The organism is Aureimonas sp. SK2 (genome assembly GCF_029813115.1).
Classification (GTDB): Bacteria; Pseudomonadota; Alphaproteobacteria; order Rhizobiales; family Rhizobiaceae; genus Aureimonas.
Genome location: NZ_JAPZDS010000017.1, coordinates 22,420 through 44,462, shown reverse-complemented (window position 1 = coordinate 44,462; position 22,043 = coordinate 22,420). Strand labels below are relative to the sequence as shown.

General features: G+C 67.8%; 22 protein-coding genes. 3 read left to right on the top strand and 19 right to left on the bottom strand.

The genetic code is table 11. The features are described from left to right. Positions 1–2: 2 nt before the first annotated feature. The 4 genes from O5O54_RS18595 to O5O54_RS18580 all read right to left on the bottom strand — a co-directional run bounded on the left by O5O54_RS18595 (position 3) and on the right by O5O54_RS18580 (position 4,729). Entirely contained in the window at positions 3–1,079 is a 1,077-nt protein-coding gene (locus O5O54_RS18595) for an ABC transporter ATP-binding protein (RefSeq protein WP_279483343.1), read from the bottom strand. Continuing rightward, positions 1,072–2,790 carry an iron ABC transporter permease gene (locus O5O54_RS18590; RefSeq protein WP_279483342.1) on the bottom strand — a complete coding sequence of 573 codons (1,719 nt, stop codon included), beginning with the start codon at positions 2,788–2,790 and terminating at the stop codon, positions 1,072–1,074. Before O5O54_RS18590 ends, O5O54_RS18595 begins: the two co-directional genes overlap by 8 nt. A 67-nt stretch (positions 2,791–2,857) precedes the next feature. Next, positions 2,858–3,964 carry an ABC transporter substrate-binding protein gene (locus O5O54_RS18585; RefSeq protein ID WP_279483341.1) on the bottom strand — a complete coding sequence of 369 codons (1,107 nt, stop codon included), beginning with the start codon at positions 3,962–3,964 and terminating at the stop codon, positions 2,858–2,860. Positions 3,965–3,967: 3 nt separating this feature from the next. After that, positions 3,968–4,729 (bottom strand): IclR family transcriptional regulator, encoded by a 762-nt coding sequence (locus O5O54_RS18580; RefSeq protein WP_279483340.1) that lies wholly within the window; start codon positions 4,727–4,729, stop codon positions 3,968–3,970. A 603-nt stretch (positions 4,730–5,332) separates the two neighbouring features. Here O5O54_RS18580 and O5O54_RS18575 point away from each other — a divergent pair. Beyond that, positions 5,333–5,806, top strand: a complete 474-nt coding sequence (locus O5O54_RS18575) for a VOC family protein (protein WP_279483339.1) — start codon at positions 5,333–5,335, stop codon at positions 5,804–5,806. Between the two features lie 172 nt (positions 5,807–5,978). Here O5O54_RS18575 and speB read toward each other — a convergent pair whose 3' ends face one another. The 5 genes from speB to O5O54_RS18550 are packed head-to-tail and all read right to left on the bottom strand — an operon-like array spanning position 5,979 to position 9,911. Then, the gene (gene speB, locus O5O54_RS18570; protein ID WP_279483338.1) at positions 5,979–6,941 is read right to left on the bottom strand and encodes an agmatinase; all 963 of its coding nucleotides are present in this window, start codon (positions 6,939–6,941) and stop codon (positions 5,979–5,981) included. A 17-nt stretch (positions 6,942–6,958) separates the two neighbouring features. Further along, on the bottom strand, positions 6,959–7,735 hold the full coding sequence (locus O5O54_RS18565; protein WP_279483337.1) for an amino acid ABC transporter ATP-binding protein: 777 nt from the start codon (positions 7,733–7,735) through the stop codon (positions 6,959–6,961). Next, positions 7,728–8,393 (bottom strand): amino acid ABC transporter permease, encoded by a 666-nt coding sequence (locus O5O54_RS18560; protein WP_279483336.1) that lies wholly within the window; start codon positions 8,391–8,393, stop codon positions 7,728–7,730. The genes O5O54_RS18565 and O5O54_RS18560 overlap by 8 nt, the downstream gene beginning before the upstream one ends. Beyond that, complete coding sequence (locus tag O5O54_RS18555) at positions 8,390–9,043, bottom strand: amino acid ABC transporter permease (protein ID WP_279483335.1); 654 nt, start codon at positions 9,041–9,043, stop codon at positions 8,390–8,392. Before O5O54_RS18555 ends, O5O54_RS18560 begins: the two co-directional genes overlap by 4 nt. A gap of 25 nt (positions 9,044–9,068) precedes the next feature. Further along, entirely contained in the window at positions 9,069–9,911 is an 843-nt protein-coding gene (locus O5O54_RS18550; RefSeq protein WP_279483334.1) for a transporter substrate-binding domain-containing protein, read from the bottom strand. Positions 9,912–10,018: 107 nt separating this feature from the next. Here O5O54_RS18550 and O5O54_RS18545 point away from each other — a divergent pair, with 107 nt between their 5' ends. After that, positions 10,019–10,939, top strand: a complete 921-nt coding sequence (locus O5O54_RS18545) for a LysR family transcriptional regulator (protein WP_279483333.1) — start codon at positions 10,019–10,021, stop codon at positions 10,937–10,939. 51 nt (positions 10,940–10,990) lie between these two features. On the opposite strand, the gene O5O54_RS18540 is transcribed toward O5O54_RS18545, so the two are convergent. From O5O54_RS18540 to O5O54_RS18495, 10 genes are all read right to left on the bottom strand, one after another. Further along, a complete protein-coding gene (locus O5O54_RS18540; RefSeq protein ID WP_279483332.1) occupies positions 10,991–12,940 on the bottom strand; it encodes an AAA family ATPase in 1,950 nt (649 codons plus the stop codon). Continuing rightward, a complete protein-coding gene (locus tag O5O54_RS18535) occupies positions 12,933–13,268 on the bottom strand; it encodes a hypothetical protein (protein ID WP_279483331.1) in 336 nt (111 codons plus the stop codon). The genes O5O54_RS18540 and O5O54_RS18535 overlap by 8 nt, the downstream gene beginning before the upstream one ends. A 59-nt stretch (positions 13,269–13,327) precedes the next feature. Next, the gene (locus O5O54_RS18530; protein ID WP_279483330.1) at positions 13,328–13,921 is read right to left on the bottom strand and encodes a hypothetical protein; all 594 of its coding nucleotides are present in this window, start codon (positions 13,919–13,921) and stop codon (positions 13,328–13,330) included. A 417-nt stretch (positions 13,922–14,338) separates the two neighbouring features. Further along, positions 14,339–15,088 carry an ABC transporter ATP-binding protein gene (locus O5O54_RS18525; RefSeq protein ID WP_279483329.1) on the bottom strand — a complete coding sequence of 250 codons (750 nt, stop codon included), beginning with the start codon at positions 15,086–15,088 and terminating at the stop codon, positions 14,339–14,341. Then, the gene (locus tag O5O54_RS18520) at positions 15,085–15,876 is read right to left on the bottom strand and encodes an ABC transporter permease (RefSeq protein WP_279483328.1); all 792 of its coding nucleotides are present in this window, start codon (positions 15,874–15,876) and stop codon (positions 15,085–15,087) included. The genes O5O54_RS18525 and O5O54_RS18520 overlap by 4 nt, the downstream gene beginning before the upstream one ends. After that, positions 15,869–16,714, bottom strand: coding sequence for an ABC transporter permease (locus O5O54_RS18515; RefSeq protein WP_279483327.1), 846 nt, complete (start codon positions 16,712–16,714; stop codon positions 15,869–15,871). The genes O5O54_RS18520 and O5O54_RS18515 overlap by 8 nt, the downstream gene beginning before the upstream one ends. Positions 16,715–16,724: 10 nt before the next feature. Next, on the bottom strand, positions 16,725–17,783 hold the full coding sequence (locus tag O5O54_RS18510) for an ABC transporter substrate-binding protein (protein ID WP_279483326.1): 1,059 nt from the start codon (positions 17,781–17,783) through the stop codon (positions 16,725–16,727). A 32-nt stretch (positions 17,784–17,815) separates the two neighbouring features. Continuing rightward, positions 17,816–18,154, bottom strand: coding sequence for a ferredoxin family protein (locus O5O54_RS18505; protein ID WP_279483325.1), 339 nt, complete (start codon positions 18,152–18,154; stop codon positions 17,816–17,818). Then, complete coding sequence (locus tag O5O54_RS18500) at positions 18,151–19,653, bottom strand: FAD-binding protein (RefSeq protein WP_279483374.1); 1,503 nt, start codon at positions 19,651–19,653, stop codon at positions 18,151–18,153. The genes O5O54_RS18505 and O5O54_RS18500 overlap by 4 nt, the downstream gene beginning before the upstream one ends. Positions 19,654–19,975: 322 nt before the next feature. Continuing rightward, complete coding sequence (locus tag O5O54_RS18495) at positions 19,976–21,166, bottom strand: aminotransferase class IV (protein WP_279483324.1); 1,191 nt, start codon at positions 21,164–21,166, stop codon at positions 19,976–19,978. Here O5O54_RS18495 and O5O54_RS18490 point away from each other — a divergent pair. After that, on the top strand, positions 21,165–22,037 hold the full coding sequence (locus O5O54_RS18490; RefSeq protein ID WP_279483323.1) for a transporter substrate-binding domain-containing protein: 873 nt from the start codon (positions 21,165–21,167) through the stop codon (positions 22,035–22,037). The genes O5O54_RS18495 and O5O54_RS18490 overlap by 2 nt on opposite strands. Positions 22,038–22,043 lie beyond the last annotated feature (6 nt).

The window sequence follows — 22,043 nt, the reverse complement described above, 5'->3', positions numbered from 1 at the left end:
CCTCAGCTCGCGTCCGGTCCGGCCGCGAAGATCGCGGCGGCTTCCGGCGGAATGCGGACGAAGGCGGTCCCGCTCTCGACGGGCCGCGTGGTCTGGATGCGGAAGCGCGAGCCGCCGCCCGAAACCTCGTACTGGTAGACCGAGCCGAGATAGGTCCCTTGCGCGATCTCCACGCGGATGGCGTTCTCGCCGGGTCCGCCGACGAGCTCGATCCGCTCGGGGCGCACGGCCACGACGAGGCCGCCGTCCGGCGAGGCGCGGCCGGCAGGGACGGAAAGTTCGGTCCCGTCGCCGAGCCGGACCCGCGCCCGGCCGCCCGCCTCGCCGATCATGCTGCCGGTCAGGAAGTTGGACGAGCCGATGAAGTCGGCGACGAACGCGTCGGCGGGGTTCTCGTAGATCTCCTTCGGCGTGCCGAGCTGGCGCAGATGCCCCATGCTCATCACGGCGATGCGGTCTGAGACGGCCAGCGCCTCGGCCTGGTCGTGCGTGACGTAGATGGTGGTGACGTTGAGGCGCTCCTGAAGCTCGCGCAGCCAGACGCGGGCGCGCTCGCGCAGCTTGGCGTCGAGGTTGGATAGGGGCTCGTCGAGGAGCAGGAGGCGCGGCCGGTAGACCAGGGCGCGCGCCAGCGCCACGCGCTGCTGCTGGCCGCCCGACAGTTCGAACGGATAGCGCTCCGCGTAGGGCATCATCTCGACGAGCGAGAGCGCCTCGCGGATGCGCTCGTCGCGCTCCGCGCGTCCGAGCCTGCGCAGCTTCAGCGGGAAGGCGAGGTTCTCCGCCACCGTCTTGTGCGGCCAGAGCGCATAGGACTGGAACACGAGCCCGATGTCGCGCCGCTCGGGCGGGACGGAGATGCCCTTCTGCCCGTCGAACAGCACCGTGTCGCCGATCCGGATCGTGCCGGACGTCGCGTGGTTGAGACCGGCGATCGAGAACAGCGTCGTCGACTTGCCGCAGCCGGAAGGACCGAGGAAGGTCAAGAACTCGCCCTTGCCCACGGTCAGCGAGATGTCGTTGACGGCGGTGACGCCGCCGTAGCGGATGGTGAGATGATCGAGGACGAGGTCAGCCATAGATCTTGGCTCCGAAGACGCGGCGCGCGAGGATGACGAAGAGGGCGGTGATCACGACCTGGATCGTGGCGAGGGCCGCCACCGGTCCGTTGTCGCCCTGGGCGCTCAGTTGCAGCATGGTGGAGCCGATGATCTCGGACCCCGGCTGGTAGAGGAACACGGCGGTCACGTATTCCTTGAAGAAGTGGATGAAGAGCAGCGCGAAGCAGGAGAAGAGCGCGGGCTTCAGGATCGGCAGGATGATCCGCGTCACCGTCGTCCACCAGTCCGCGCCGGAGATGCGGGCGCCCCGGTCCAGCTCGTCGCCGATCTGGGAAAGGGCCGGTGCGATGGCGCCGAAGCCGACGGGGATGTAGCGCAGGATGAAGGCGACGATCAGAATGACGATCGTGCCGCGGATGACGTCGAGCCCCGGCACCCAGACCACGGCGTAGAAGAAGCCGAGGCCCGCGATGATGCCGGGCAGCGAGCGCGGGAAGAGGGCGACGTATTCCAAAGGCCGCGCGTAGCGGAACTCGGAACGCCGCGCGACGAGCGCGATCACGGCGATGAAGAACGTGCCGACCACGCCGCCGATCAGCGCGATCAGCACCGAGTTGACGATCGAGCGGACATAGGTGTCGGAGGCGAAGACGGTCTCGTAGTTCGCCGTCGACAGAAGCTTCCAGAACGGGATCAGCGGCGTGAGGAACGACACGCCCGAGCGCATCACGAGCCCTGCGAAGACCGCGACGATGGTGAAGAGCACGTAGGCGCCGACGACGGCGAAGGCGATCCAGCGCCAGGGCCCGAGATCGAGCGTCGAGGCCCGGCTCGCCTTACCGCGCACCGTGACGAAGCGCCCGGAGCCCTTCATCAGGAAGCCCTGGAGCCAGACGAGGCCGGCGACCACGAGAAGAAGGATCAGGGCGGCCGCGCCGACGATGCCGTAGTCGGGCCGCACCGCGGCGTTGATGCCGACATTGTAAAGGAAGGTGGTGACGGTGTTGATGCCGCTCGGCGCGCCGAACAACAACGGGATCGCCAGCATCTCGACGCCGATCACGAAGTTCAGCACCGCCGAGTAGATCATGGCGGGGCGCATCATCGGCACGGTGACGGAGAACAGGGCGCGGAACGGTCCGGCCCCGGCGGAGCGGGCGGCGTCCTCGAGCTGCGCGTCGGCCTTGGTCACGGCGCCGAGGCACATGAGATAGGCCAGCGGCGCCTGGCTGAGGCCGGCGACGATGCCCATGCCGGTGAGCGAGTAGAGGTTCCAGGGGATGAAGCCGAACCACGAGCGCACGGCGAGCGACACGTAGCCCGAGGGGCCGTACATGGTCAGCCAGCCGAAGGCGATCACGAGGTTGGAGACGAAAAGCGGCCAGATCAGGATCTCGCCGATCCACTTGCGGCCCGGCAGGTTGGTGCGGCCGATCACGACGGCCATCACCGAGCCGAAGATCTGCGCGACCACCATGGTCAGCACGGCGAAGTAGAGCGTGTTGCCGAAGATGGTGAGGATCGCGGGATCGCCGAAGAGACGCGCGAAATTCGTCAGCGTCCACTCGGTGTCCGGCGCGTAGAGCGGCCGGTCGAGGAAGGCCTGTGCGATGATGGGCGCGATCGGGCCGATCACGAGGAGGGTGGTGACGAGCGCCACGCCCCAGAAGATCAGGCGCGAGCGGTCGATGCCGGGCGTCTCGGCCCGGTCCAGCGCGGTCGTTGTCATAGCTAGGATCCGCTGATCGAGGATGTGGGGCGCGGCGTCCATCGGCCGCGCCCGGCGGGACGGACGATCAGCGCCCGGCCAGCGCGGCGTTCCACTTTTCGACGAAGGCCGGGGCCTCGTCGATCAGGCCCTTGTCGAAGCCTGCGACGATGAGCTTGTCCTGGCCGACCTTCTCGGCGATGCCCTGGAACGTGTAGCGGACTTGCGTCTCGTCGACGTCGTCGCGGTAGGGCGTGAGGCCTCCCTTGCCGATCAGGGTCTGGCCCGCGTTGCCGAGAGCGTAGTCGACGAAGAGCTTGGCCGAGTTCGGATTGGCGGCGCCCTTCGGAATGCCCATGCCCCGCAGCATCATGATCGTGCCGTCGTCGGGGAAGGCGAAACCGAGGAGTTCGCCGCCCGGCTGCTCCAGGCGCGGGAAGATGGTGATGCCCGAGACCGCGATGCCGGTGACGTACTCGCCCGTCGCGATCTTCTCGTTCATCGGGCCGCCCGACACCTCGCCCCGGATCATCGGGCCGATGGAGGCGAGCTGCTTCCAGCCGTCGTCGCCCTTCACCTTCATGTAGTTCCACCAGGCCGCGAGCCCGAAGGAGTTGCGGGCGGCATCGTAGGTGGTGACCTTGCCGTCGAACGTGCCCTTGTCAGCCAGGGCGTCCTCCACGAGCGAGGCGAAGCCCGTCGGGCGCTGCTCCTCGGGCAGAAGCGCGGCGTTGTAGGTGATGACGAGCGGATCGGCCGAAAGCACCGTGACGCCGGGATAGGGCTTGGCGAAGTCCGGCAGCCTGGCCAATTCCGGGCTCTCGTAGGGCATCATCTTGCCGTCGATGCCGTAGGAGGCCCAGCGGTCGTTGGCGCCCGAGATGAGGATGTCGGCCGTGCGCGAGCCCGAGCCCGCCTCGGCCTCCCAGCGCGAATGCACGGTGCCCGACCCGAGGTCCAGCGTCTCGACCTTGATCCAAGGGTAGGCGGCGCGGAAGCCTTCAAGGATCGGGCCCCAGTTGTTGTCGGCCATGTTGGAGTAAATGACGAGGCCGTTCTCGCCGTGCGAGCCGTCGATCACGGTCTGATAGTCAGCCGGGTAGCCTTCGGGCACCTTGGCGTCCTGCGCGTGGGCCACACCCGTCGAAACGATGGCGGCACTGAGCGCCCATGCGGCCAGCTTGATTCTGGTCATGCGTCAAATTCCTCCCTTGGATGCTGGTCTGATCCGGCTCCGCCGCGCGAGTTCCTCCGAAACCCGTTGCGCGGTGCGGATGGCGATGCCGGTGAGTTCGGCGACGTGGGCGACGATGCGCTCGCGCGGCCCCGACAGGTTGATGGCGGCGACGATGCGCCCTTCCGCGTCGCGGATCGGCGCGGCAACGCCGGCCGCACCCTCGACGACGCCCTTCAGATTGACGGCGCAGCCGGTTGCTCGCGCCTCATCCACCGCCGCGAGGATGTCCGCGCGGGCCTCCGGCGTCGGCACGGCGGCGTCGAGATAGGCGTCGAGCGAGGCCTCGTCGAACCCGGACAGGATCGCCAGGCCGCTCGCCACCAGATGTGCCTGGCGCAGATGGGTGATGTCGCGATCGTAGCGGATTTCCCGCAGGGGCAACCTCTTGGTGAGGTAGCGGATCTGGGCATCCTCCATCACCGCCACGAAGCCCGTCTCGTTCGACGCCTCTACGGCCTCGCGCAAGGGAGCTTCGCTGAGGCGCAGGAGCGTGCCCCAGGCTTCAGTGCCCGCGCGAACCTCTCCGGGGAGTCGAACCAGGGCATAGGTGCCGTTCTTCAAGCGCTCGACATAGCCGCGTTCGGTCAGGAGCCGCAGAAGAAGCAGGCCGCTGCTCTTGGGAACGTCGAGCGCCAAGGCGGTCTCGGTCAGCGAGACGCCGTCCGAGCGAGCGGACAGCCATTCCAGCAAATCGAGAATTCGCTCCGCACCGCGCCCGCTCAAACCTCGCCTCCCAGCGTCGTTCAATATTTTGAACGTATTTATTATCTTGAATTTTGCTGGTGTTCGTATCGCTTGTCAAGGTGATCAGATCCAGCGGCTTCCGCCGGCTGGGGGCAACGTATCTGGGGTGATGGCAGCTCTTACGAGCTCGATCCTCTGCCGAGAAAATCCCACGCCGTCATCGACAGCGGAGATGGAAGTCAACGAGACGCCACCCTGGCGAACACTTGGCGCCACTGCCGAACGGACCGAACGGCTACATCGAACTATGGGATCGGAAGCTAGTGGAGGTGCATCCGACGTCGGATGAGACCCGCATCTATTGTTTCGGTAGACGCTTCAGCTCTAGCTGTTTGGGCTGAGCAAACTGCGTAATTCGAATGTCTGCCGAGCCAAGAGCCATGACTTCTGAGAACTGTCGCAATTGGGTCGATTGCGGTTGGGCCGCTTCCGGGCGTCCGGCTCCGCCGCGCCGATCGCCTCGACCGGATGGTTTCCTGCCGGTCCGCTTCCAAATGACGAATGCATGGAAGGGGACATAGCCGGAAGACCGGCGACGACCCGTTGTAGGTGATTGACCCCTTTGCCGGCAGGAAGTTTCGCATGACGGAACACACGAGCATCCACGTGCGTCGCGCCGATCATGTCGGCTTCGCGGTCGCCTTCCTCGACGAGGCTCTTCGGTTCTGGGTCGATGGGCTTGGTGCACGACTTGTGCGGACCGGCGAGATGGGGGGCGAGTTCCTCGGTCAGGTGACGGGAGCGCATGGGGCACAGGTTCGCATGGCGATCGTCTCGTTGGCGGATCAGACGATCGAACTCCTGGAGTATCGGGGGCTGGATCGGCCAACCGTGCCGGCCAACCCGTTCGACCCGGGCTTTGCGCATCTGGCCCTCGTGGTCGACGACATAGACTCGCTGCTGGTGCGGATCGCCGCCTACGGCTGGAAGGCGCAGGGCATTCCGCAGTCGATCGCAAGCGGTGCGCGGGCCGGAACGCGCGTGATCTACGTTGTTGGTCCAGACGGCGCGACGATCGAGTTCATGCAGCCGCCTGCCTCTGTCCAAGATCTGTGATGCCGCCGGGAGAGAGATCGCTAGCCACCTCGATCCGAAGTCGATAGGGCGCAGCGAACAACCGCTTCAGAGAATCCTCGAAGGCAGTTCGGCCGACCGGGTTGGGTCGATTGCGTAACTACTTTTTTTGAGGCTGGGCCCCACAGGAGCGGACATCTTGCCAGATCGCGGATCAGCCGTCGCGCGCTTTCCGCTGATGACAAACGCGACCGATCCCGTTCAGCAGGAGTTGTGCGGCAAGGATCGCGGTAGAGCCGGAGTGGTCATAGTCCGGCGCGACCTCGACGAGGTCAATGCCGACGACCTTGCCGCGGCGGGCGAGGGCCGCGATCAGTTCTAGGCCCTCGTAGTAGGTGAAGCCGCCATGGCTCGGGGTGCCTGTCCCCGGCGCGATCGACGGGTCGAAGCCATCGATGTCGATGGATAGGTAGTACCGTTTGCCGGCCGGAATGCGCTCGGCGACGGCATCGACGCCAAGCTTGCGGATCTGCCGCACGGACAGGATGTCCGAGCCCATGGCCCTGGCTGCCTCGTAGCCTTCCTTTGCGGTGGACGAGACGTTGCGAATGCCGAGTTGCGTCAGGCCGGTCACCCACGGGCGCTCGGCCGCCCGCCGCATCGGGCTGCCGTGGCCGAAGCGGACCCCGTGCCGCTCGTCGACGAAGTCGAGATGGGCGTCGAGCTGCACGAGATGGATCGGCTCCTGGTCCTCGAAGGCCGCGATGCAGGGGATGTTGACCGAGTGGTCGCCGCCCAGCACCACGGGCATGGCGCCCGATGCCAAGATGGCGCGCACGCCGGTCTCGATCGCCGCGTGGCTGGCGATCGTGTCCGTGTGGACGATGTCCGCGTCCCCGATATCGACGATCCGGACGCCGTCGAGGTAGGTGACATCGTCCTCGTGGTCATAGGCTCCCGCATGACCGAACGAGAAGAGCGTGGAGGCCTCGCGGATCGACCGCGGCCCGAAGCGAGCGCCAGCGCGCCATTGGGTCCCGAAGTCGTAGGGCGCGCCGAGTATCGCGACGTCGGCGTCGATCCGGCTCCAGTCCTCGACATAGGGGCTCTTGGCAAACGTCGAGATGCCGACGAAGGGAAGGTTCAGGCGGCCCTTTTCGTATCCGTGTGCGCTCATCGTCTGTCCTTCCAGGCTCATAGGGCGCGCTCGCGCCAGGTTTGCAGGAACTGTGCGAGGCGCGGGCTCGAAGGCTCCGCGAAGAGGGGCCCGGGCGGTCCCTCCTCGACAACCCGCCCGCCGTCCATGAACACGACGCGGTTGGCCGCGTGGGCTGCGAAGCCCATCTCGTGCGTGACGATCAGCATCGTCATGCCTTCGGCGGCGAGCGTCTTCATGACGCTGAGCACCTCACCCACGAGTTCGGGGTCGAGCGCCGAAGTCGGCTCGTCGAAGAGCATCACCTTCGGTTTGGCCGCCAGCGCTCGGGCGATCGCCACGCGCTGCTTCTGGCCGCCTGACAGTTGCTCGGGGCGATGGCGCGCGTGCGACGCCAGCCCCACCTTCTCCAGCATGGCGAGGCCGGCCGCGTCAGCGTCCCGGCGCCCCATCCTGCCGACAAGGCGAAGGGCAAGCGTGACGTTGTCGAGGACGCTGAGATGGGGCCAGAGGTGGAAGTGCTGGAACACCATGCCGAGCGGCGCGCGGGCCTCGGCGAGTTCACGCTCGCCCGCCAGTTCGCGCCCGAGCGGGGTCTCGCGCCAGCCCATCAGCCTGCCGAAGACGATGGCATCGCCCTCGTCGTAGGCTTCCAGGAAGGCGATCGACCGCAGTAGCGTCGACTTGCCCGAGCCGGAGGGGCCGATGATGCAGGTCACGTCCCCGGCGGCGACGTCGAGATCGACCCGGTCGAGAACGGTGCGGGTGCCGAAGCGCTTGGTCAGTCCGCGCACGCGGATCACGGGATCAGGCATGGGTCCGGCTCTCCGGTGCGCCGAGCGCGCGCTCGGCCTTGAGACCGAGGCGGGCGACGAGTTCCACCAGCGCCCAGTAGAGCAGCGCGGCGGTGAGGTAGGGGGTGACGACGGCGAAGCTCATGTTGCTGATCTCGCCAGCGACCTTGGTCAGCTCGCCGATGGTGATGATCGACAGCACCGCCGACTCCTTGATAAGCGCGATCGCCTGTCCGGTCGCCGGGGCGATGCAGAGTCGCGCCGCCTGGGGCACCTCGATGCGCAGGAAGCACTGCGAGCGACCGAGGCGCAGGAGACGCGCGGCCTCGACTTCGCCCCGCGGCACACCGCTTAAGCCGGCCCGGAAGATTTCCGCGAAGTAGGCAGCGCCGTAGAATCCGAGCCCGACGACGCCGATCGTCGTGGCGGGCAGGAGAACGCCGACCGACGGCCCGCCGTAGTAGAGGAGGAACAGGAGGATCACGAGGGGCGCGCCGCGCATGAACTCGGTGTAGAGACGCGCCGGGCGGCGCAGGAGGGCGGAGCGGCTTCGCAGGGCAATGGCCAGAGGCATGGCCAGAAGAACGGCGAGAAGGATGCCCGCCGCCGAGATGGCAAGCGTCGTCGCGAAGGCCTGCGCGAAGAGCGCCAGCTCCGCCGGGGTGAGCCATTCGCTCATGCCCGCCCTCCCGAAGCCAACCGCCGTTCGAGCCAGAGGCCGATCCCGGCGAGGACGGCGGCGATGGCGAGGTAGAGGACCAACGCCGCGCCGTAGGCCTCCAGCGGGCGGAAGGTGGACGAGGCGATCTGCTGCGCCCGCCTTGTGATCTCCGTCACCGCGATCACCGAGACCAGCGACGAATTCTTCACCAGCGCCAGCATCTCACCGACGAGCGCGGGCAGCATGAGGCGGACGGCCTGCGGCGCCTCGATGCGCAGGAAGGCGGCCCCGCGGCCGATGCCGAGGAGCCGTGCCGCCTCGATCTGTCCGCGCGGGACGGCGAGGAGACCGGCCCGGTAGATCTCGGACTGGAAGGCCGCCGTGTTCAACGCGAGGGCGAGTGTGGCCGCCAAGGCGGGCGGGATCGTCAGTCCGACCATCGGCAGGAGGTAGAAAACGACGAGAAGCTGGACGAGGATCGGCGTGCCGCGCCAGAAGGATCGGTAGAGGCCGGCCGCCACCGCCAGCAGGCGACGAGGCGACAGGGTGCAGGCCGCGATCGCGAGGCCCAGCGGCGCACCGAGGAGGAGCGCGCCGCCGCTGACGAGGAGCGTCGTCATCAAGCCGTCCAGAAGGGCCGGCCCGTGGTCTTGCAGGAACGCGATCATGCCCGGAGCGCCTCGATCCGATGTCTCAGCTCGCCGGCTCGGGCAACGCGTTGGGCAGGTCCATCGGTGCGCCGAACCACTTCACCTGAAGCTCGCGCAGCTTGCCCGACTGGTTGAGCTTGACGAGTTCAGCGTCCACCAGCGCGTTCAGGTCGGCGCTTTCGGCGTCGTTGCGTCCGGCCCAGGTGAAGTAGGTCTTCGGCCCGAAGGTCGGCTGGACGACCTCGAATACGTCCGGCCGCTGGCGCGCCGCCTCGAGGAGGTTCGGAAGCGAGTTCACGACGGCACGGATGCGACCGGCGGCGAGATCGGCATAGGCTTCGCTGAAGTCGACATAGGTCGTGACGTTCGCCACCGGCGTGCCGGCCTTCTCAAGTTGGCCTGCCAGCGTCTGAAGCGCGGCGAGCTGGGCCGAGCCCGCCTGCGAGCCGACGGGCTTGCCGGCGACGTCCTCGGGCTTGGCGATCTCGGCGTCGCCCTTGCGCTTCAGGATGGCCATGGTGGCGTCCGCTACGGGGACGGACAGGTGGTAGGCGGCTGCCCGCTCACGCGTCGCCGTTACGGAGGTGGCCACATAGTCGAAGCGGCCGGCGGCGAGGCCCGGCAGGATGCCCTGCCAGGGCAGATCGAGGCGCTCGAAGCGAACGCCCGGCATCGCGGACATGACCTCCCGCATGATGTCGGCGGAGTAGCCGACGATCTCGCCGTTCTCGACGAACTCGAATGGGGGGAAACGGGCTTCGGTCCCGACGGTCAGGACCCCCTTCGCCTTCACCTCGTCCAAGAGGCCGGCGGAGGCCTGGGTCGGAGCGAGGAGCGCGAGGGCGGCGGAGAATAGGACGGCATGGCGGAGGCGGGAGAGGCGCATGCTTGGCTCCGGGGAGACGTTTCGAACGGACCCAGAAGAGCAGTTCACTTGCTCCCGAAGAATAGGAAAGGTATGGCCTTCACATCGAGGATCCTGATGTATCGCCGATGCAGATCGCGCAGTCCGACCTTCGCTCGCTCGCCGTCTTTCGCTCGGTCGTTGAGCACCGCAGCTTCCTCGGGGCGCAGGTCGCGCTCGGCCTCAGCCAGTCGGCGGTAAGTTTCCACGTGAAGGCGCTCGAGGACCGGCTCGGCTTTCGCCTATGCCGGCGCGGACGCAGCGGCTTCGAGCTGACCGATCGCGGTGCCGTCGTCTACGAACGCTCCAAAGCCCTGTTCCTGTCGCTGAACTCCTTCGAGAGCGATGTCGGGGACCTGCGTCATCGCATCACTGGCACGTTGCGCCTTGGCCTCGTGGACAACACGGTGACGGACGACGAACTGCCGATCCATCAGGTGGTCGCAGCCATCACCCAGCGTGCGCCCGAGGCGCGGATCGAGATCGTGATCAAGATCCCGGAGGATCTGGTCGCGGATCTCGGGAACGGCGGCATCGACATCGCCATCCTGCCCGAGGTCCAACCCTATCGGGGACTTCGCTTCACACCGCTGCGCGCAGAAGCACACTCGCTCTACCGCTCGCCCGGACATCCGTTGCGCGCCAAGGCGCCAGCCGACCTGACGCGGGCGGACGTCGAGGCCCATCCCTTCGTCGTGCGCCCCTACAGCAACTTACGTGAACTACAGCACTTCCCGGGCGCCCGCGTCTCGGCAACGGCCTCCAACATGGAGGCGGTCGCCATCTTCGTCCTATCGGGGCGCTTCCTCGGCTACCTGCCCAACCACTATGCCAAGGCATGGCTGGACAAGGGAGAGTTGGTGCCGGTCATGGCGCCGGAAGCCTCCATCGCCTCGCCGTTCGTCATTGCGACGCGCGAAGCCGAACGAGCTTCGTCGGTTCTGGACCTCTTCATCCGAGAGCTTGCCGGGATCGCCACGGCCAGGCTGCACGAGCGCTCGAAGTCATAGATGGAGTTTCCATTCGGAGCAATCCTAGCATCAAGACCTGTTCCTGCCGTTTCAGGTAAGCGTCACCGCATTCGTCTTAGCTAGACGGGACGCCAACGCATTGATCTCCTCGCGGCGTCTCTCGACGATCGCCTTCGCCTTCCCGAAGCACCGCCCGAGCACCTGTTCCACACGGTCACGCGACCGCTCGCCGTCGCGCCACGCCGCGGCCGAAGCGAGCTCAGTCGTCGGAACGGAATGCAGGTGGCCGCCCAGTCCGAAGGAGAACTCGAAGCTCGTCGCTAGCCGAGTTGCGCGGACGAGGTCGGCGTCGCGTGAGCCGCCGCCGAGGGTGCTGCGCGAGCCGAGGAGGACCTCCTCCGCTGCGAGCCCACCGAGCATGACGACAATTTGTGCCTCGACGCTCTCCCGCGACTGGTCGATGCCCTCGAGGACATCGAAGTCCGTCTGATTGCCCTCTCCATCCCGCACGCGGCGCCGCACCCTGACCCGCGTCGGCACCAGCCCGGAGACCGCAGCCATCTCCAGGCCGGCCACGACGTGACCCGCCTCGTGAACGCACATCCTACGGAAGGCCGCGTCCGAAAGTAGCACGCCCGGCGGTAGGGCGGCCCAGAGGTCTGCTTCCGACATCGAGCGCCGGACCCTCCGGGCGAGCCCGCGCGCCTCGCGGACGAGCTGTGCCAAGGCCGCGCCCGACGCCTCGCCGAACTCGTCGGCCAGACGCATGAGGTTGGCGTCGGGAAGCTCGCCGCGGAGGTGATGTTCGAGGATCCCGACCCTGCCGGCGAGGTCTGGAAGCCGGACCTCGATGTGCCGTCCCAGGCGACCCGGCCGGAGCACCGCCCGGTCGATGACGTCCGGCTTGTTGGTGGCGCCGACCACGATGATCCCATCACGTTGTGCGGCGCCGTCCAGGCATTCGAGCAACCCGTTCACGACTTGACGCTGGTATGAAGCATTGTCGCCGAGCGGCTCGTCCCTCGATCCGACCGAGTCCAGCTCGTCGAGGAACAGGATGCAGGGCGCCGACTTCCGGGCCTCGGCGAAGGCGGCCCGCATCGCCTTCAGCATGTCACCCAAGTGCCCCTTCGCCTGCCAAGCGGCAATGGAATGCGAATGAAGGGGAATCTCGCACGACCCCGCCAGCGCCCGCGCGAACAGCGTCTTGCCAGTCCCGGGCGGGCCATGGAGGAGCATTCCGCTCTCGAGATCCGACCATGGCAGCGTCCCGGCGCGGTACTCGGCCAGGTCGGCCGCGAGCCTCAGGCCCCAACGGCCTGCCTCGCCCATGCCGGGGAGGTCCTCCAAGCGCTCGGGGGCAGGCTGCGGGGTCGCGACAACGCTGGCGTCCGAGGGCTTCCTGACCTTCGCATCCGTCAGCTTGGCGGGGCGGCGCTCCCGCTCGAGCTCGGGCCGGTGCCTGACCAGCCGCCCGGCGATCCGCCACATGCGGTCGGCCGACATGCCGGGGCGAATCGCTAGGTTGAGAAACGGCAGAGGCAGCCGTGCAAGGCGGGCCAGAAGCCTCTCGTCCGGCTGGAAGCCCGCCGCTTCCCTCACGATGTCGGCGATCGCTTCTTGGCTGCGGGCAAGCGGAATGACGCCGTCGGCCACCGTGCCAACGACGCCCGGCACTTCCGTCCGCCTCCGGCTCAGGACGGCAAGGGGACGCGTCGACACGCTCGCGTCCATGAGAAGGCGTTCGACGTACTGGGGACGCTGGCTGGCCAGGTCGGTCCAGTCGCGGGCCGATGCATTGATCTGGACGAAGCATTCCACCGTACCGCCGATGAGGTCATGGACCGCATCGCACAGGACGGAGGCGTCGTCGGGTCGGACGCCGTGAATTACGACAAGGCGTGATCCACCCTCGAAGAAGCGCTCGCAGCCACCCTCGGTGATCGTCTGACGCAAGAGCGCGTCAGCGACTAGCGCCGAGGGTGTCAGTCGTCCGGCGAGCGATGTCGGCAGATCGTTGAAGTCGAGGCGGTCATGCATGGCCGCCTCCCGCAGCGGGAGCGCCGAGAAGCCAGAACCGGCTCTCGGTGCGAACGTAGCCGGCGTCGAGCGCGACGACGCGCAGAGGCGACGTGACGGCGTCGCGCCCGTCGCGGACGACTGGATGGCCTGCGGGCCGGCCGCGCAGGCACGGGACCATTCGCAACTCCGAGGACCAAGCGCTGAGGACACGCGCGTCCGCCAACATGGTATCGGACGGCGCGCGATGGTCACGCAGGTACCGGAGGTCGCGCAGGAGGGCGGCCGTGCTTTCGATCTCGCGGTCGAGCACGTCCGGCCCCGAGGACGGCGTGAGGAAGATGGGCATCGTAATGGCCTTCGCATGGCCGCGGCAACGGCGGCGCGTGACTGATGGGGAGGGCGATGTCAGTCGGCGCGGCGTATCACCCTCGTCCGGGCTCCGAGCGGCATGTCGAGATCCAGGTCGACGACGCGGGCCAGCGCCAGTGCGGCCACGGCGGCGACCGGGCGCGAGGTGTGGCGGATGATCGAGAGGCAGTCCGCGAGCGTCACGCTTCCCTCTTCGTCGAGGGCGGCGAGCAACCGCACCCTGTCGTCGAGACTGACGCGCCAGCGGGCGAGGGGGAGGATGAGCTTCGCGTTCTCGAGGCGGACGGGGTCGATGTCGGAGGGTGTCACGACACGGGAGCCGGACGGCAGGTCATCGCAATCCGCATCCGTCGTTCCCTCCGGCCGGACGAAGACATGCTCTACGCCCCGGTCGCCGTACGTGACGAAGTCGGTGGGGAAGGGGAGGCCGTCCACGGCGATCCAGCATCGCCAGTGGTCCACCTCGGGATCGACGTCGAGGAGGCGCGCGACGTCGGCTGCCAGGGGTGACGCAAACGCGACCTCACCCTGGCAGCGCAGGGGGCGGTAACCGGGGCCGTCGCCACGCGGGCCATCGGTCCGGCGTGAGGACATCGGCGCGCGAGCGCCTGCGAGCTTGTCTGTGAACATGGGATCGCTCCGCTCGGACGGGGCAGTGCCTCGCGTCCGTCAGCCTCGGGAAGGGCTAGCGGTCAGCGTATCGAAGGGTGGGGACGGACGTCGCGCGCGCCCGCGACGCCGATGAAGCGCATGCAGGTCAGCGGAGGCGAGTCGCACGGTCGCATGCGCAGCAGGCTACGTCCCGTCGGCGGAGAGAGTCAACGGTCCGGCGGTGACCCCCGCGTCCGGTGAGCGGTTGCATCGTCCTGCCTCCCGCTAGCCAGTGGTGCGATCCGGAATTGGGAGCGGGCACTGCCGATGCGCTGGCGCACGCGTGCGCTTGAGCCGAACGCGTTCGAGGGGACCTCCGCCATGTCGCTGTTGTCGGCACGGATATCGGGCGCTGCCAAGATAAGCTCTCCTGTCGCCGATGCGGACGTGTCCGCCTCAGTGTCTGGAGCCGAGGATCGACAGCAGGTGACGCTTCAATTCCACGAGGCCGGTACCGTTGCGATCGCGCGGGCGGGGCACGTCGACGGACACCGTCTCGACGATGCGTCCGGGCCGCGAGTCCAGGACGACGACCCGGTCTGCCAGGAACAACGCCTCCTCGATGTCGTGCGTGACGATGACGATCGAGACGTCGCGGCGCTCCCAAATGCGAAGGAGCTCTTCCTGAAGGCGCATGCGCAGGAAGGAGTCGAGGGCTCCGAACGGCTCGTCCATCAGGATGATGCGCGGTTCGGTGACGAGCGCGCGTGCGATGGCCGTGCGTTGCGCCATGCCGCCCGAGAGCTGTCGCGGATAGGCCCGGGCGAAGTCCGAGAGGCCGACGAGGTCGAGGTGGCGTCGAACAAGCTCGCGCCTCGTCGCCGCATCGAGGCCGAGGCTGTCGAGCGCGAGGTCGACGTTCTCCTCGGCCGTGAGCCATGGAAAGAGGCGGTGGTCCTGGAACACGAGGCCGCGGTCCGTGTCGGGACCAGTGATCTCGCGACCTTCCGCCCGCACGCTTCCGACGTGCTCCCGATCGAGACCCGCGATCAGGCGCAGGAGGGTGGACTTGCCGCAGCCCGAGGCGCCGAGGATCGCGACGATCTCGCCCTCCTCGACGGTGAGATCGATGCCGCGCAGAACGGGGACGGGCACACCGTCCACGCTGTAGTCCTTCGCGACGCCGCGCAGTTCGAGCGAGCTCATGGGCGAGACTCCATCCAAGGGAACAGTCGGGCGAAGGCGGTGCGCGACAGCGCATGAAGCGCGACGCCCACCCCGGCCAAGACGATGACGCCGACGGCCACGAGGTCCATGCGGAACTGGTCGCGGGCGCTGGCGAGGAAGCTGCCGACGCCGCGGCCGTTGCCGATCGCGTATTCCGCGCCCACCGTCCCGATCCAGGCCGAGATCAGCGCCACCTCGACGCCGATGCGGATCGAGGGGAGAGCCGACGGCAGGACAAGCTTGAGGAAGCGCGTCCGGCGGCGCAGTGCGAGGGTTTGCCCAACCTCCGCGAGACGGGGCGCCACGTCGTGCATGCCCCGTTCGGTCGCGAGGAAGATCGGGAAGAAACAGGAAAGGCTCGTGAACGCGATCTTCGTCACCTCGCCGTTACCGAACCAAGCCGTAAGGAGCGGGATCCAGGCGAAGAGCGCGACTTGGCGTGCAGCATGGAGCGAAGGCGAGAGCGCGCGCTCCGCGGGGCGGGAGAGGCCGCAGGCAGCCCCAACGGCGAGGCCGAGGAATCCGCCCAGCAGGCTGCCCGCCGCCACGCGGACGAGGCTCTGGGCGAGGCCCTGCCAGACCTGCTGGCCGTCGGGATCGGCGAACGGAGCCGATACGACGTCGATGGGCGAGACCGCCAGCGGTCCCGAGAGGGCACCGGACGCCGCCAGACCTGCCCATATGAGCAGGAACGCGGTTGGAACGGCAGCACCCCGCAGGCGTCGGAGCGTGGTCGGGCCGGTGGAGGGGACCAGGACGTCAGACATCGGCGCCGTACCGGCGCGCGACCCGCCGCTCCACGCGGCGTAGGAGGAGGTCGAGGATGAAACCCGTCACTCCGACCACGATCATCCCCGCGATCACGAGGTCGAGCTGGAACAGGGTCCGGCCCCATACCATGAGGTAGCCGATGCCGTCCGTGCCGGCGAGCATCTCCACCACGACGAGCGAGACGAAGGCTTGGCCCACGGACAGGCGCAGGCCGCGGAACAGGAAGGGCATGGCAGCCGGGAGCGTCAGACGACGCAAGCGTGTCAGAGTTCCGAGGCGCATGACAGCGGCGGCCTCGGACAACTCGTGCGGGACGGCCCGCCCGCCCTCGATCGCGGCGATCGCCATCGGGACGAAGCAGGCCTTGGCTAGGATCACGATCTTCAGCGACTCCTCAATGCCGAGGACGAGGATGAGAACGGGAATCCACCCGAGCGACGGGACGGCTGCGAGGGCCCGGAAGGTAGGCCCGAGATAGTCCTCCAGCGTCCGGGAAAGCGCCAGCGCCAGGCCGAAGGCTAGACCCAGCGGCGCCCCGATCGCCAACCCAAAGATGATGCGCCGCGCCGAAAGCGCGAGGTTGGCGGACAGGTCGCCCGTCAACGCGAGATCGACCAGTGTCGCCCACACCAAGGAAGGTGGTGGCAGGACCTGCGCGGACATGAGCCCCAGTTCGATCGCTCCCTGCCAGAGGCCGAGGATCGCCAGCGGGCCGACGAGGGTCAGCGCCCAGCGCGCCGCGGTGCCACGCAACAGGCCTGCCGCTCGCCGCGGGCCGTCCCAACCCGGCACCCGGCGGCGGTAGCCATGCGTGGCCTCGACCTGGATGGTCATGCCCGACGGCTCAGTTCTGGAAGGCGGCCGGTGCCGCGCGTTCGGGCCAGTAGGCCTGAAGCCCGAGCGAGGCCACCGACGCGTCGAGGAAACGCGACTCGACCCAGGCGTCGAGATCGACGTCCGCGCGGATCAGCTTCTGCTCGCGGTCGAAGGCGATGCCGCTCGCGTAGCGGGCACGGAACAGGTCGTCGAGCCGGGGATCGTACTTGACCCGCAGCGCCGTTCCCTCGTTGGCCTTGCGGATGATCTCGACGGGCGTTCCTGCGCGGCTCCAGATCCGGAAGGCTTCGTCGCGGTTCTCGTCGTGGCCCAGCCATTCCGCGGCCCGCACGAGGCCATTTACGACCTTCTGGGTCGCTTCCGGGTACTTGTCGATGAAGTCCTGCGTGCCGAGGAAGGCCCCGAAGCCGTCGCCGGACGCGCCCTGGTCCGAGGACTTGTAGAAGACCTTGGCCAGGCCCTTGGCCTCGAGAGGCAGGAGGAAATCCGCGCCGAAAGCGGCATCGACGCTGCCGGCGCTGAGCGCGGCGAGCTGGTCGGCGTTCTTCAGGTCGACGATCGTCACGTCCTTCTCGGACAATCCTTCCGCTTTCAACGCGGAAATCAGCCCCCAGTGGATGATCGTGGCTTTCTGGATGGCGACCTTGCGCCCTTTGAGGTCAGCGACGCCAATGATGTCGAGGTCCGGACGCGAGACGCCGAAGATCGTCGTACCGCCGTAGGAGGCGAGAATCCTTGTCGGCAGGCCGCGGGCCTTGCCGATGATGTTGGGCACCGCACCGTAGGAGGCGAAGTCGAGCTGGCCGTTCGACAGCGCCTCGTTGATGGCCGGCCCAGTCCCCGTGAAATAGGTCCATTCCAGCTTGACGGGCGTGCCCTTGAACTCGTCGGCGACGAAGCCCTTGGCGTCGGCGATGGCCTGGAGCCCGACGCCGAAGGGCGTGCCGAAGCCGAAACCGACGTCGCCGAGGCGGATCACCGGAGGCAGGTCCTCGGCCGAGGCGACCGCCTGGATCGAGGTCGAAAGGAGGGCGGCGAGCGCGAGGCTCGAAAGAACGTGGCGCATGGATTCAATCCTTTGGGACAAGGGGAGCGGGATCACGGCACGATCGTGCCGGCTTCGAAGATGCGGTAGCTCAGGTCGTCGCGGGTGCCGCGGGGCTTGGCGTTCTTCCAGCCCATCTCCCGGCGGAAGCTGCCGAGCACCCCGCGTGCGGCAAGGTCGACCTCCGACACCGCGTCCCGCTCGTAGGTCAGCGGCGAGACGTAGAGGGCGTCGGCCGGACAGTAGAGCTCGCAGAGGAAGCAGGTCTGGCAGTCGTCCTGGCGGGCGATGACGGGCGGGGCGTCCGGCACCGCGTCGAAGACGTTGTCGGGGCAGGCGGCGACGCAGATGTCGCACTTGATGCAGCGGTCCTGGCTGACGAGCTCGATCATGACGCCAGCCTCCGCTCCGACTCCGGCGTTTCCGCCACCCAGGCGGCCTCGATGCCGCCGGCGCGGAGGTTGCGGGGGCCCCTTGGGTCGGCGTCGGGAAAGTCGGTCCTGCGCTGGAGCCCGCGGCTTTCCCTCCGGGCAAGCGCGGCCGCCGTCGCCCAGCGTGCCGTTGCCAGGAGGGCTTCGGCCTCCCGCGTACGCCCGTCGGCCCGCCAGGATCGGTCACGCCAGAGCGCCTCGAAGGTCGCGGCGCTCTGCGTCAGGCTCGCCTCGTCGCGGAAGAAGCCTCTCTCCAGCGGCTGCATCCGGTCCTTGACCGCCTCGATCACATGCGTGGCGTTCCCGTTAGCCGCCCTGTCGCCGCCGTGGGCTCGCGCGGCAACTCGGGTATGCTTGCGGGGGCCAAGAGCGTATGCGAACGCCGCGGCGGCCTCGCCGGCCCACGACCCTGTCGCCATGGCGAAGCTCGAATTCGGACCGCCGCCGCCGCTGACCGCGCCGGACATCCTCTCGCGCGAGCTGGCGTCGCCGACGGCATAGAGGCCCGGCACGGTAGTCCGGCCGCGATCGTCCGCGAGGAGCCCACCCGTGCCACGCACGGTGCCCTCGTGGCGCATCGTGACCTCGAAGCGCTGGGTGAACGGGTCGATGCCCATGCGGTCGAAGGGTACGAAGATGTTGGGCTGGCCCTTGCGGAACCCCTCGCGCAGGCGCGGCGAGGCCTTGTCGAGGATGGCGTAGACCGGACCGTCCATCAGATGCCGGGCGATGCCATGGCGGTTGCCGGCAACGTCAAGCGGACGGCCTGACGCGTCGGAGAAGGTCGCCCAGAAGTAGACGACGCCTTTGGTCACGCCGGAGTTGGCCGGCGAGATCCCGTACTGCGCGGAGAATTCCATGCCCGACAGGTGCGCGCCGGCCTCGGCGCCGATAAGGTAGCCGTCGCCGGTCAGGTTGTTGGTGCCGAGCGCTCCGCTGAGGAAGGCGCACCCGCCTGTCGCGATCACGACAGCGCCTGCCCGGACTGTCCAGCGCTCGCCCGTCCGGCGGTCGTATCCCGTCGCTCCGGAAACGACGCCGTCGGAAACGAGAAGCCCGTCGGCCGGACTCTGGTCCCGGAGTACGGCACCGCCCTTGATCAGGCGCTGGCGCATGAAGCGTAGGTAGTCGACGCCACGCAGCATGCCGCGATAGGGCCGGCCGTCCTCGTAGGACGGGAACGGGTAGCCCCAGCCAGCCAGCCGGTCGAGGTTCTCCTTCGTGCAATCGAGAACCCGTTCGATGAATTCGGCGTCCGCGAGTCCTTGCCCGAGCCGCACCCGCTGCTCGACGGACATTCGGCGCTCTACGGTGCCGCGTGCGGTGTAGATGATGGTGGTGTTGCCCGAGGCGGTCGCTCCGCCGGTGCCGACGTAACCCTTCTCCACCAGCGTTACCGAGGCGCCTGCCTCGAGCGCCGTCATGGCGGCCCAGCACCCCGCCGGTCCACCACCTATCACCAAAACGTCGACCTGATCCGCCACGGCATTTCCCCTCGAATGCCAACAGTCTATTTCTAAGATAGACAGATCGGCGAGGGATGCGGTTCCCGTTTTGCTCCGAATAGAGGGAAGGGATTTCTGCTTGAGATCCGGAAGGCCGAATTGCTGATGCGGCGGGCTTAAGTCGTTGACGTGTCTCCCAGTTCCTTAGCTGCGACCCTTCCTCGAAGGTCTTTCCTCAGTCATTGAACAGAGCGACGAGCGTGGCGCCGTGCGCTGCGCTCGTAACGGAGCGATCCTATGTCTCAGTCGCTCGATGCGACGGCGGCGGCGTCTCAAGTCAAAGACCGGCCCTTAATGCCACGCCGATTTCGGTCTCGTAGATGTGGGACAGTTTGCGGGTCCAAGTCCGCTCGACGCTGAAGGAGCGACCATCGATGGACCGTACCGGCGTCAGGCCGCCGAAGGTGCCCGTCACGAACGCCTCGTCGGCGTCGTAGACTTCGGCGAGGGTGAAGTTGCGCAACTCGCAACGGATGCCGTTGTCCCCACAAAGCCCTATCACCTTCTCCCGGGTGATCCCGTTGAAGCAGTAGCCTCCCGTCGACGTCGCGACGATCCCGTCTTTCACGATGAAGAAATTGGTGGAATTGCAGCTCGACACGAACCCGTGCGGATCGAGCATCAGGGCCTCGTCGGCACCTGCGCCGATCGCATGGAGCAGGGCCTGGATCAGGTTGAGGCGGCTGTGGGAGTTCAGGCGCATGTCGAACGTGTCCGGGCCGCTGCAACGGATCGGCACGGTCGAGAGCGAAAGTCCGCACTCCTTGATCTCCGGGTCGGGAAGCTTGTGCTCGGCGACGATCGCGATCGTCGGACGGCCGAGCGCGTTGCGGGGATCCTGATGGACCGTCGTCTTCTCGCCCCGGGTGACCATGAGCCGGACGTGGACCCCGTCATGCATGTCATTGGCTGCCGCCGTTTCCTTCAGCGCGCCCTCCAGACCGTCCCGGTCGAGCCCGATCTCGAGCGCTATCGCTCTGGCGCCCGCCTGAAGCCGGCGGAGATGCTCGTCGAGGAAGACGAATCGACCCTTCACGAGCCGCAGGCCTTCCCAAACGCCATCCCCCAAGCCGAAGCCCGCGTCGAAGATCGAAACCGTCGCCTCGGCGCGGGGGACCAGTCGGCCGTTCAGCCAGATCAACACCTCGCCGTTGCGGGCGTCCTCACGAGGGGTCTGCGCTCCCTTGCCGCTCAACTCCATGCGCTTAGCTCCGTCCTGTCTGGTGGTTCGAGGGTTGGGCGCAGTGAGCCCGCGATCCCGGGGCCGTAACCCCAGTGTTCGACGGCAACATTGGAGGCACCGCGAACACGGCTTGATTCCGTTCCCGTCCGGTAGCACGTTTTTCCCCGTTCGCGGCCCCGAACGCTTTGGGATGCCCTGTTCACGGCCTCGTGCGGTGACGTATCCCTGTTGCTGACGGTCGCGATGCGGCCGTACCGATTCTCGAAGCCTGCCGGAGAGCTGCATGAGTGATGACGTCAATTCGGAACGCCGCCGCCTTCTGCTGGCCGGAGCTCTCGGCGGTGTCGGCCTCGGGCTGGCGGGCGGGATCGCTCCCGCGCGGGCGCAGGACGCGAACGCCTCGACGCTCGAGGCGATACGCGCGAGCGGCAACCTTCGCATCGGCGTTGCGCAGGGCGAACCGTGGTTCTTTAAGGACCAGTCCTCAGGAGAGTGGAAGGGCCTCGGATGGGGCGTCGGCGCGGCGTTGGCGCGTGAGCTGAACGTGACGCCCGTTCCCGTGGAGACGACCTGGGGCACGGCAGTGGCAGGCCTTCAGGCCGGACAGTTCGACGTGATGTTCGCCATGGACGCGACGCAGCAGCGCGCTCTGTCGGTCGAGTTCCCCGTCCAGCCGATGTTCTACTACGCGCAGGCCGTGCTCGCCCGCGACGGGCTGGACGTGACGAACTGGGAGGCGCTGAACAAGCCGGAGGTGAAGCTCGGCGTCGTGCTCGGCACCTCGCCGGACCGCGACGTCACCGTGCGGCTGCCGCAGGCCGACATCCAGCGCTTTCCGAACGCGGACGAGGCGGGCGCCGCCTTCGCGGCCGGCCGTGTCGACGCGCTCTCGCTGTTCCACCCCGCGCTCGTGACGATCGGCAACCGACTGAAGCGCGGCACGGTCGTGGTGCCGACCCCGGTGCGCTCGTCGGCGTCGAGCGCCGCCGTCCGCCGCGAGGCCGACAAGTCGTGGCGCGACTGGGTGGGACACGCCATCGGCTATCTCTACGAGACTGGCGAGACGCAGAAGATCTACGAGGAGTTCCTGACCTTCCGCGGCATCGACCCGAAGACGGCTCCCGGGCTCTCTCCGTCGAGCTGGACCAAGGCTTGAATCCCT

Excerpts from the sequence above, each read along its gene's own strand:
- O5O54_RS18595 (WP_279483343.1), bottom strand. The coding sequence starts at position 1,079 with ATGGCTGACCTCGTCCTCGATCATCTCACCATCCGCTACGGCGGCGTC.
- O5O54_RS18590 (WP_279483342.1), bottom strand. The coding sequence starts at position 2,790 with ATGACAACGACCGCGCTGGACCGGGCCGAGACGCCCGGCATCGACCGC.
- O5O54_RS18585 (WP_279483341.1), bottom strand. The coding sequence starts at position 3,964 with ATGACCAGAATCAAGCTGGCCGCATGGGCGCTCAGTGCCGCCATCGTT.
- O5O54_RS18575 (WP_279483339.1), top strand. The coding sequence starts at position 5,333 with ATGACGGAACACACGAGCATCCACGTGCGTCGCGCCGATCATGTCGGC.
- speB (WP_279483338.1), bottom strand. The coding sequence starts at position 6,941 with ATGAGCGCACACGGATACGAAAAGGGCCGCCTGAACCTTCCCTTCGTC.
- O5O54_RS18565 (WP_279483337.1), bottom strand. The coding sequence starts at position 7,735 with ATGCCTGATCCCGTGATCCGCGTGCGCGGACTGACCAAGCGCTTCGGC.
- O5O54_RS18560 (WP_279483336.1), bottom strand. The coding sequence starts at position 8,393 with ATGAGCGAATGGCTCACCCCGGCGGAGCTGGCGCTCTTCGCGCAGGCC.
- O5O54_RS18555 (WP_279483335.1), bottom strand. The coding sequence starts at position 9,043 with ATGATCGCGTTCCTGCAAGACCACGGGCCGGCCCTTCTGGACGGCTTG.
- O5O54_RS18550 (WP_279483334.1), bottom strand. The coding sequence starts at position 9,911 with ATGCGCCTCTCCCGCCTCCGCCATGCCGTCCTATTCTCCGCCGCCCTC.
- O5O54_RS18545 (WP_279483333.1), top strand. The coding sequence starts at position 10,019 with ATGCAGATCGCGCAGTCCGACCTTCGCTCGCTCGCCGTCTTTCGCTCG.
- O5O54_RS18540 (WP_279483332.1), bottom strand. The coding sequence starts at position 12,940 with ATGCATGACCGCCTCGACTTCAACGATCTGCCGACATCGCTCGCCGGA.
- O5O54_RS18535 (WP_279483331.1), bottom strand. The coding sequence starts at position 13,268 with ATGCCCATCTTCCTCACGCCGTCCTCGGGGCCGGACGTGCTCGACCGC.
- O5O54_RS18530 (WP_279483330.1), bottom strand. The coding sequence starts at position 13,921 with ATGTTCACAGACAAGCTCGCAGGCGCTCGCGCGCCGATGTCCTCACGC.
- O5O54_RS18525 (WP_279483329.1), bottom strand. The coding sequence starts at position 15,088 with ATGAGCTCGCTCGAACTGCGCGGCGTCGCGAAGGACTACAGCGTGGAC.
- O5O54_RS18520 (WP_279483328.1), bottom strand. The coding sequence starts at position 15,876 with ATGTCTGACGTCCTGGTCCCCTCCACCGGCCCGACCACGCTCCGACGC.
- O5O54_RS18515 (WP_279483327.1), bottom strand. The coding sequence starts at position 16,714 with ATGACCATCCAGGTCGAGGCCACGCATGGCTACCGCCGCCGGGTGCCG.
- O5O54_RS18510 (WP_279483326.1), bottom strand. The coding sequence starts at position 17,783 with ATGCGCCACGTTCTTTCGAGCCTCGCGCTCGCCGCCCTCCTTTCGACC.
- O5O54_RS18505 (WP_279483325.1), bottom strand. The coding sequence starts at position 18,154 with ATGATCGAGCTCGTCAGCCAGGACCGCTGCATCAAGTGCGACATCTGC.
- O5O54_RS18490 (WP_279483323.1), top strand. The coding sequence starts at position 21,165 with ATGAGTGATGACGTCAATTCGGAACGCCGCCGCCTTCTGCTGGCCGGA.
- O5O54_RS18495 (WP_279483324.1), bottom strand. The coding sequence starts at position 21,166 with ATGCAGCTCTCCGGCAGGCTTCGAGAATCGGTACGGCCGCATCGCGAC.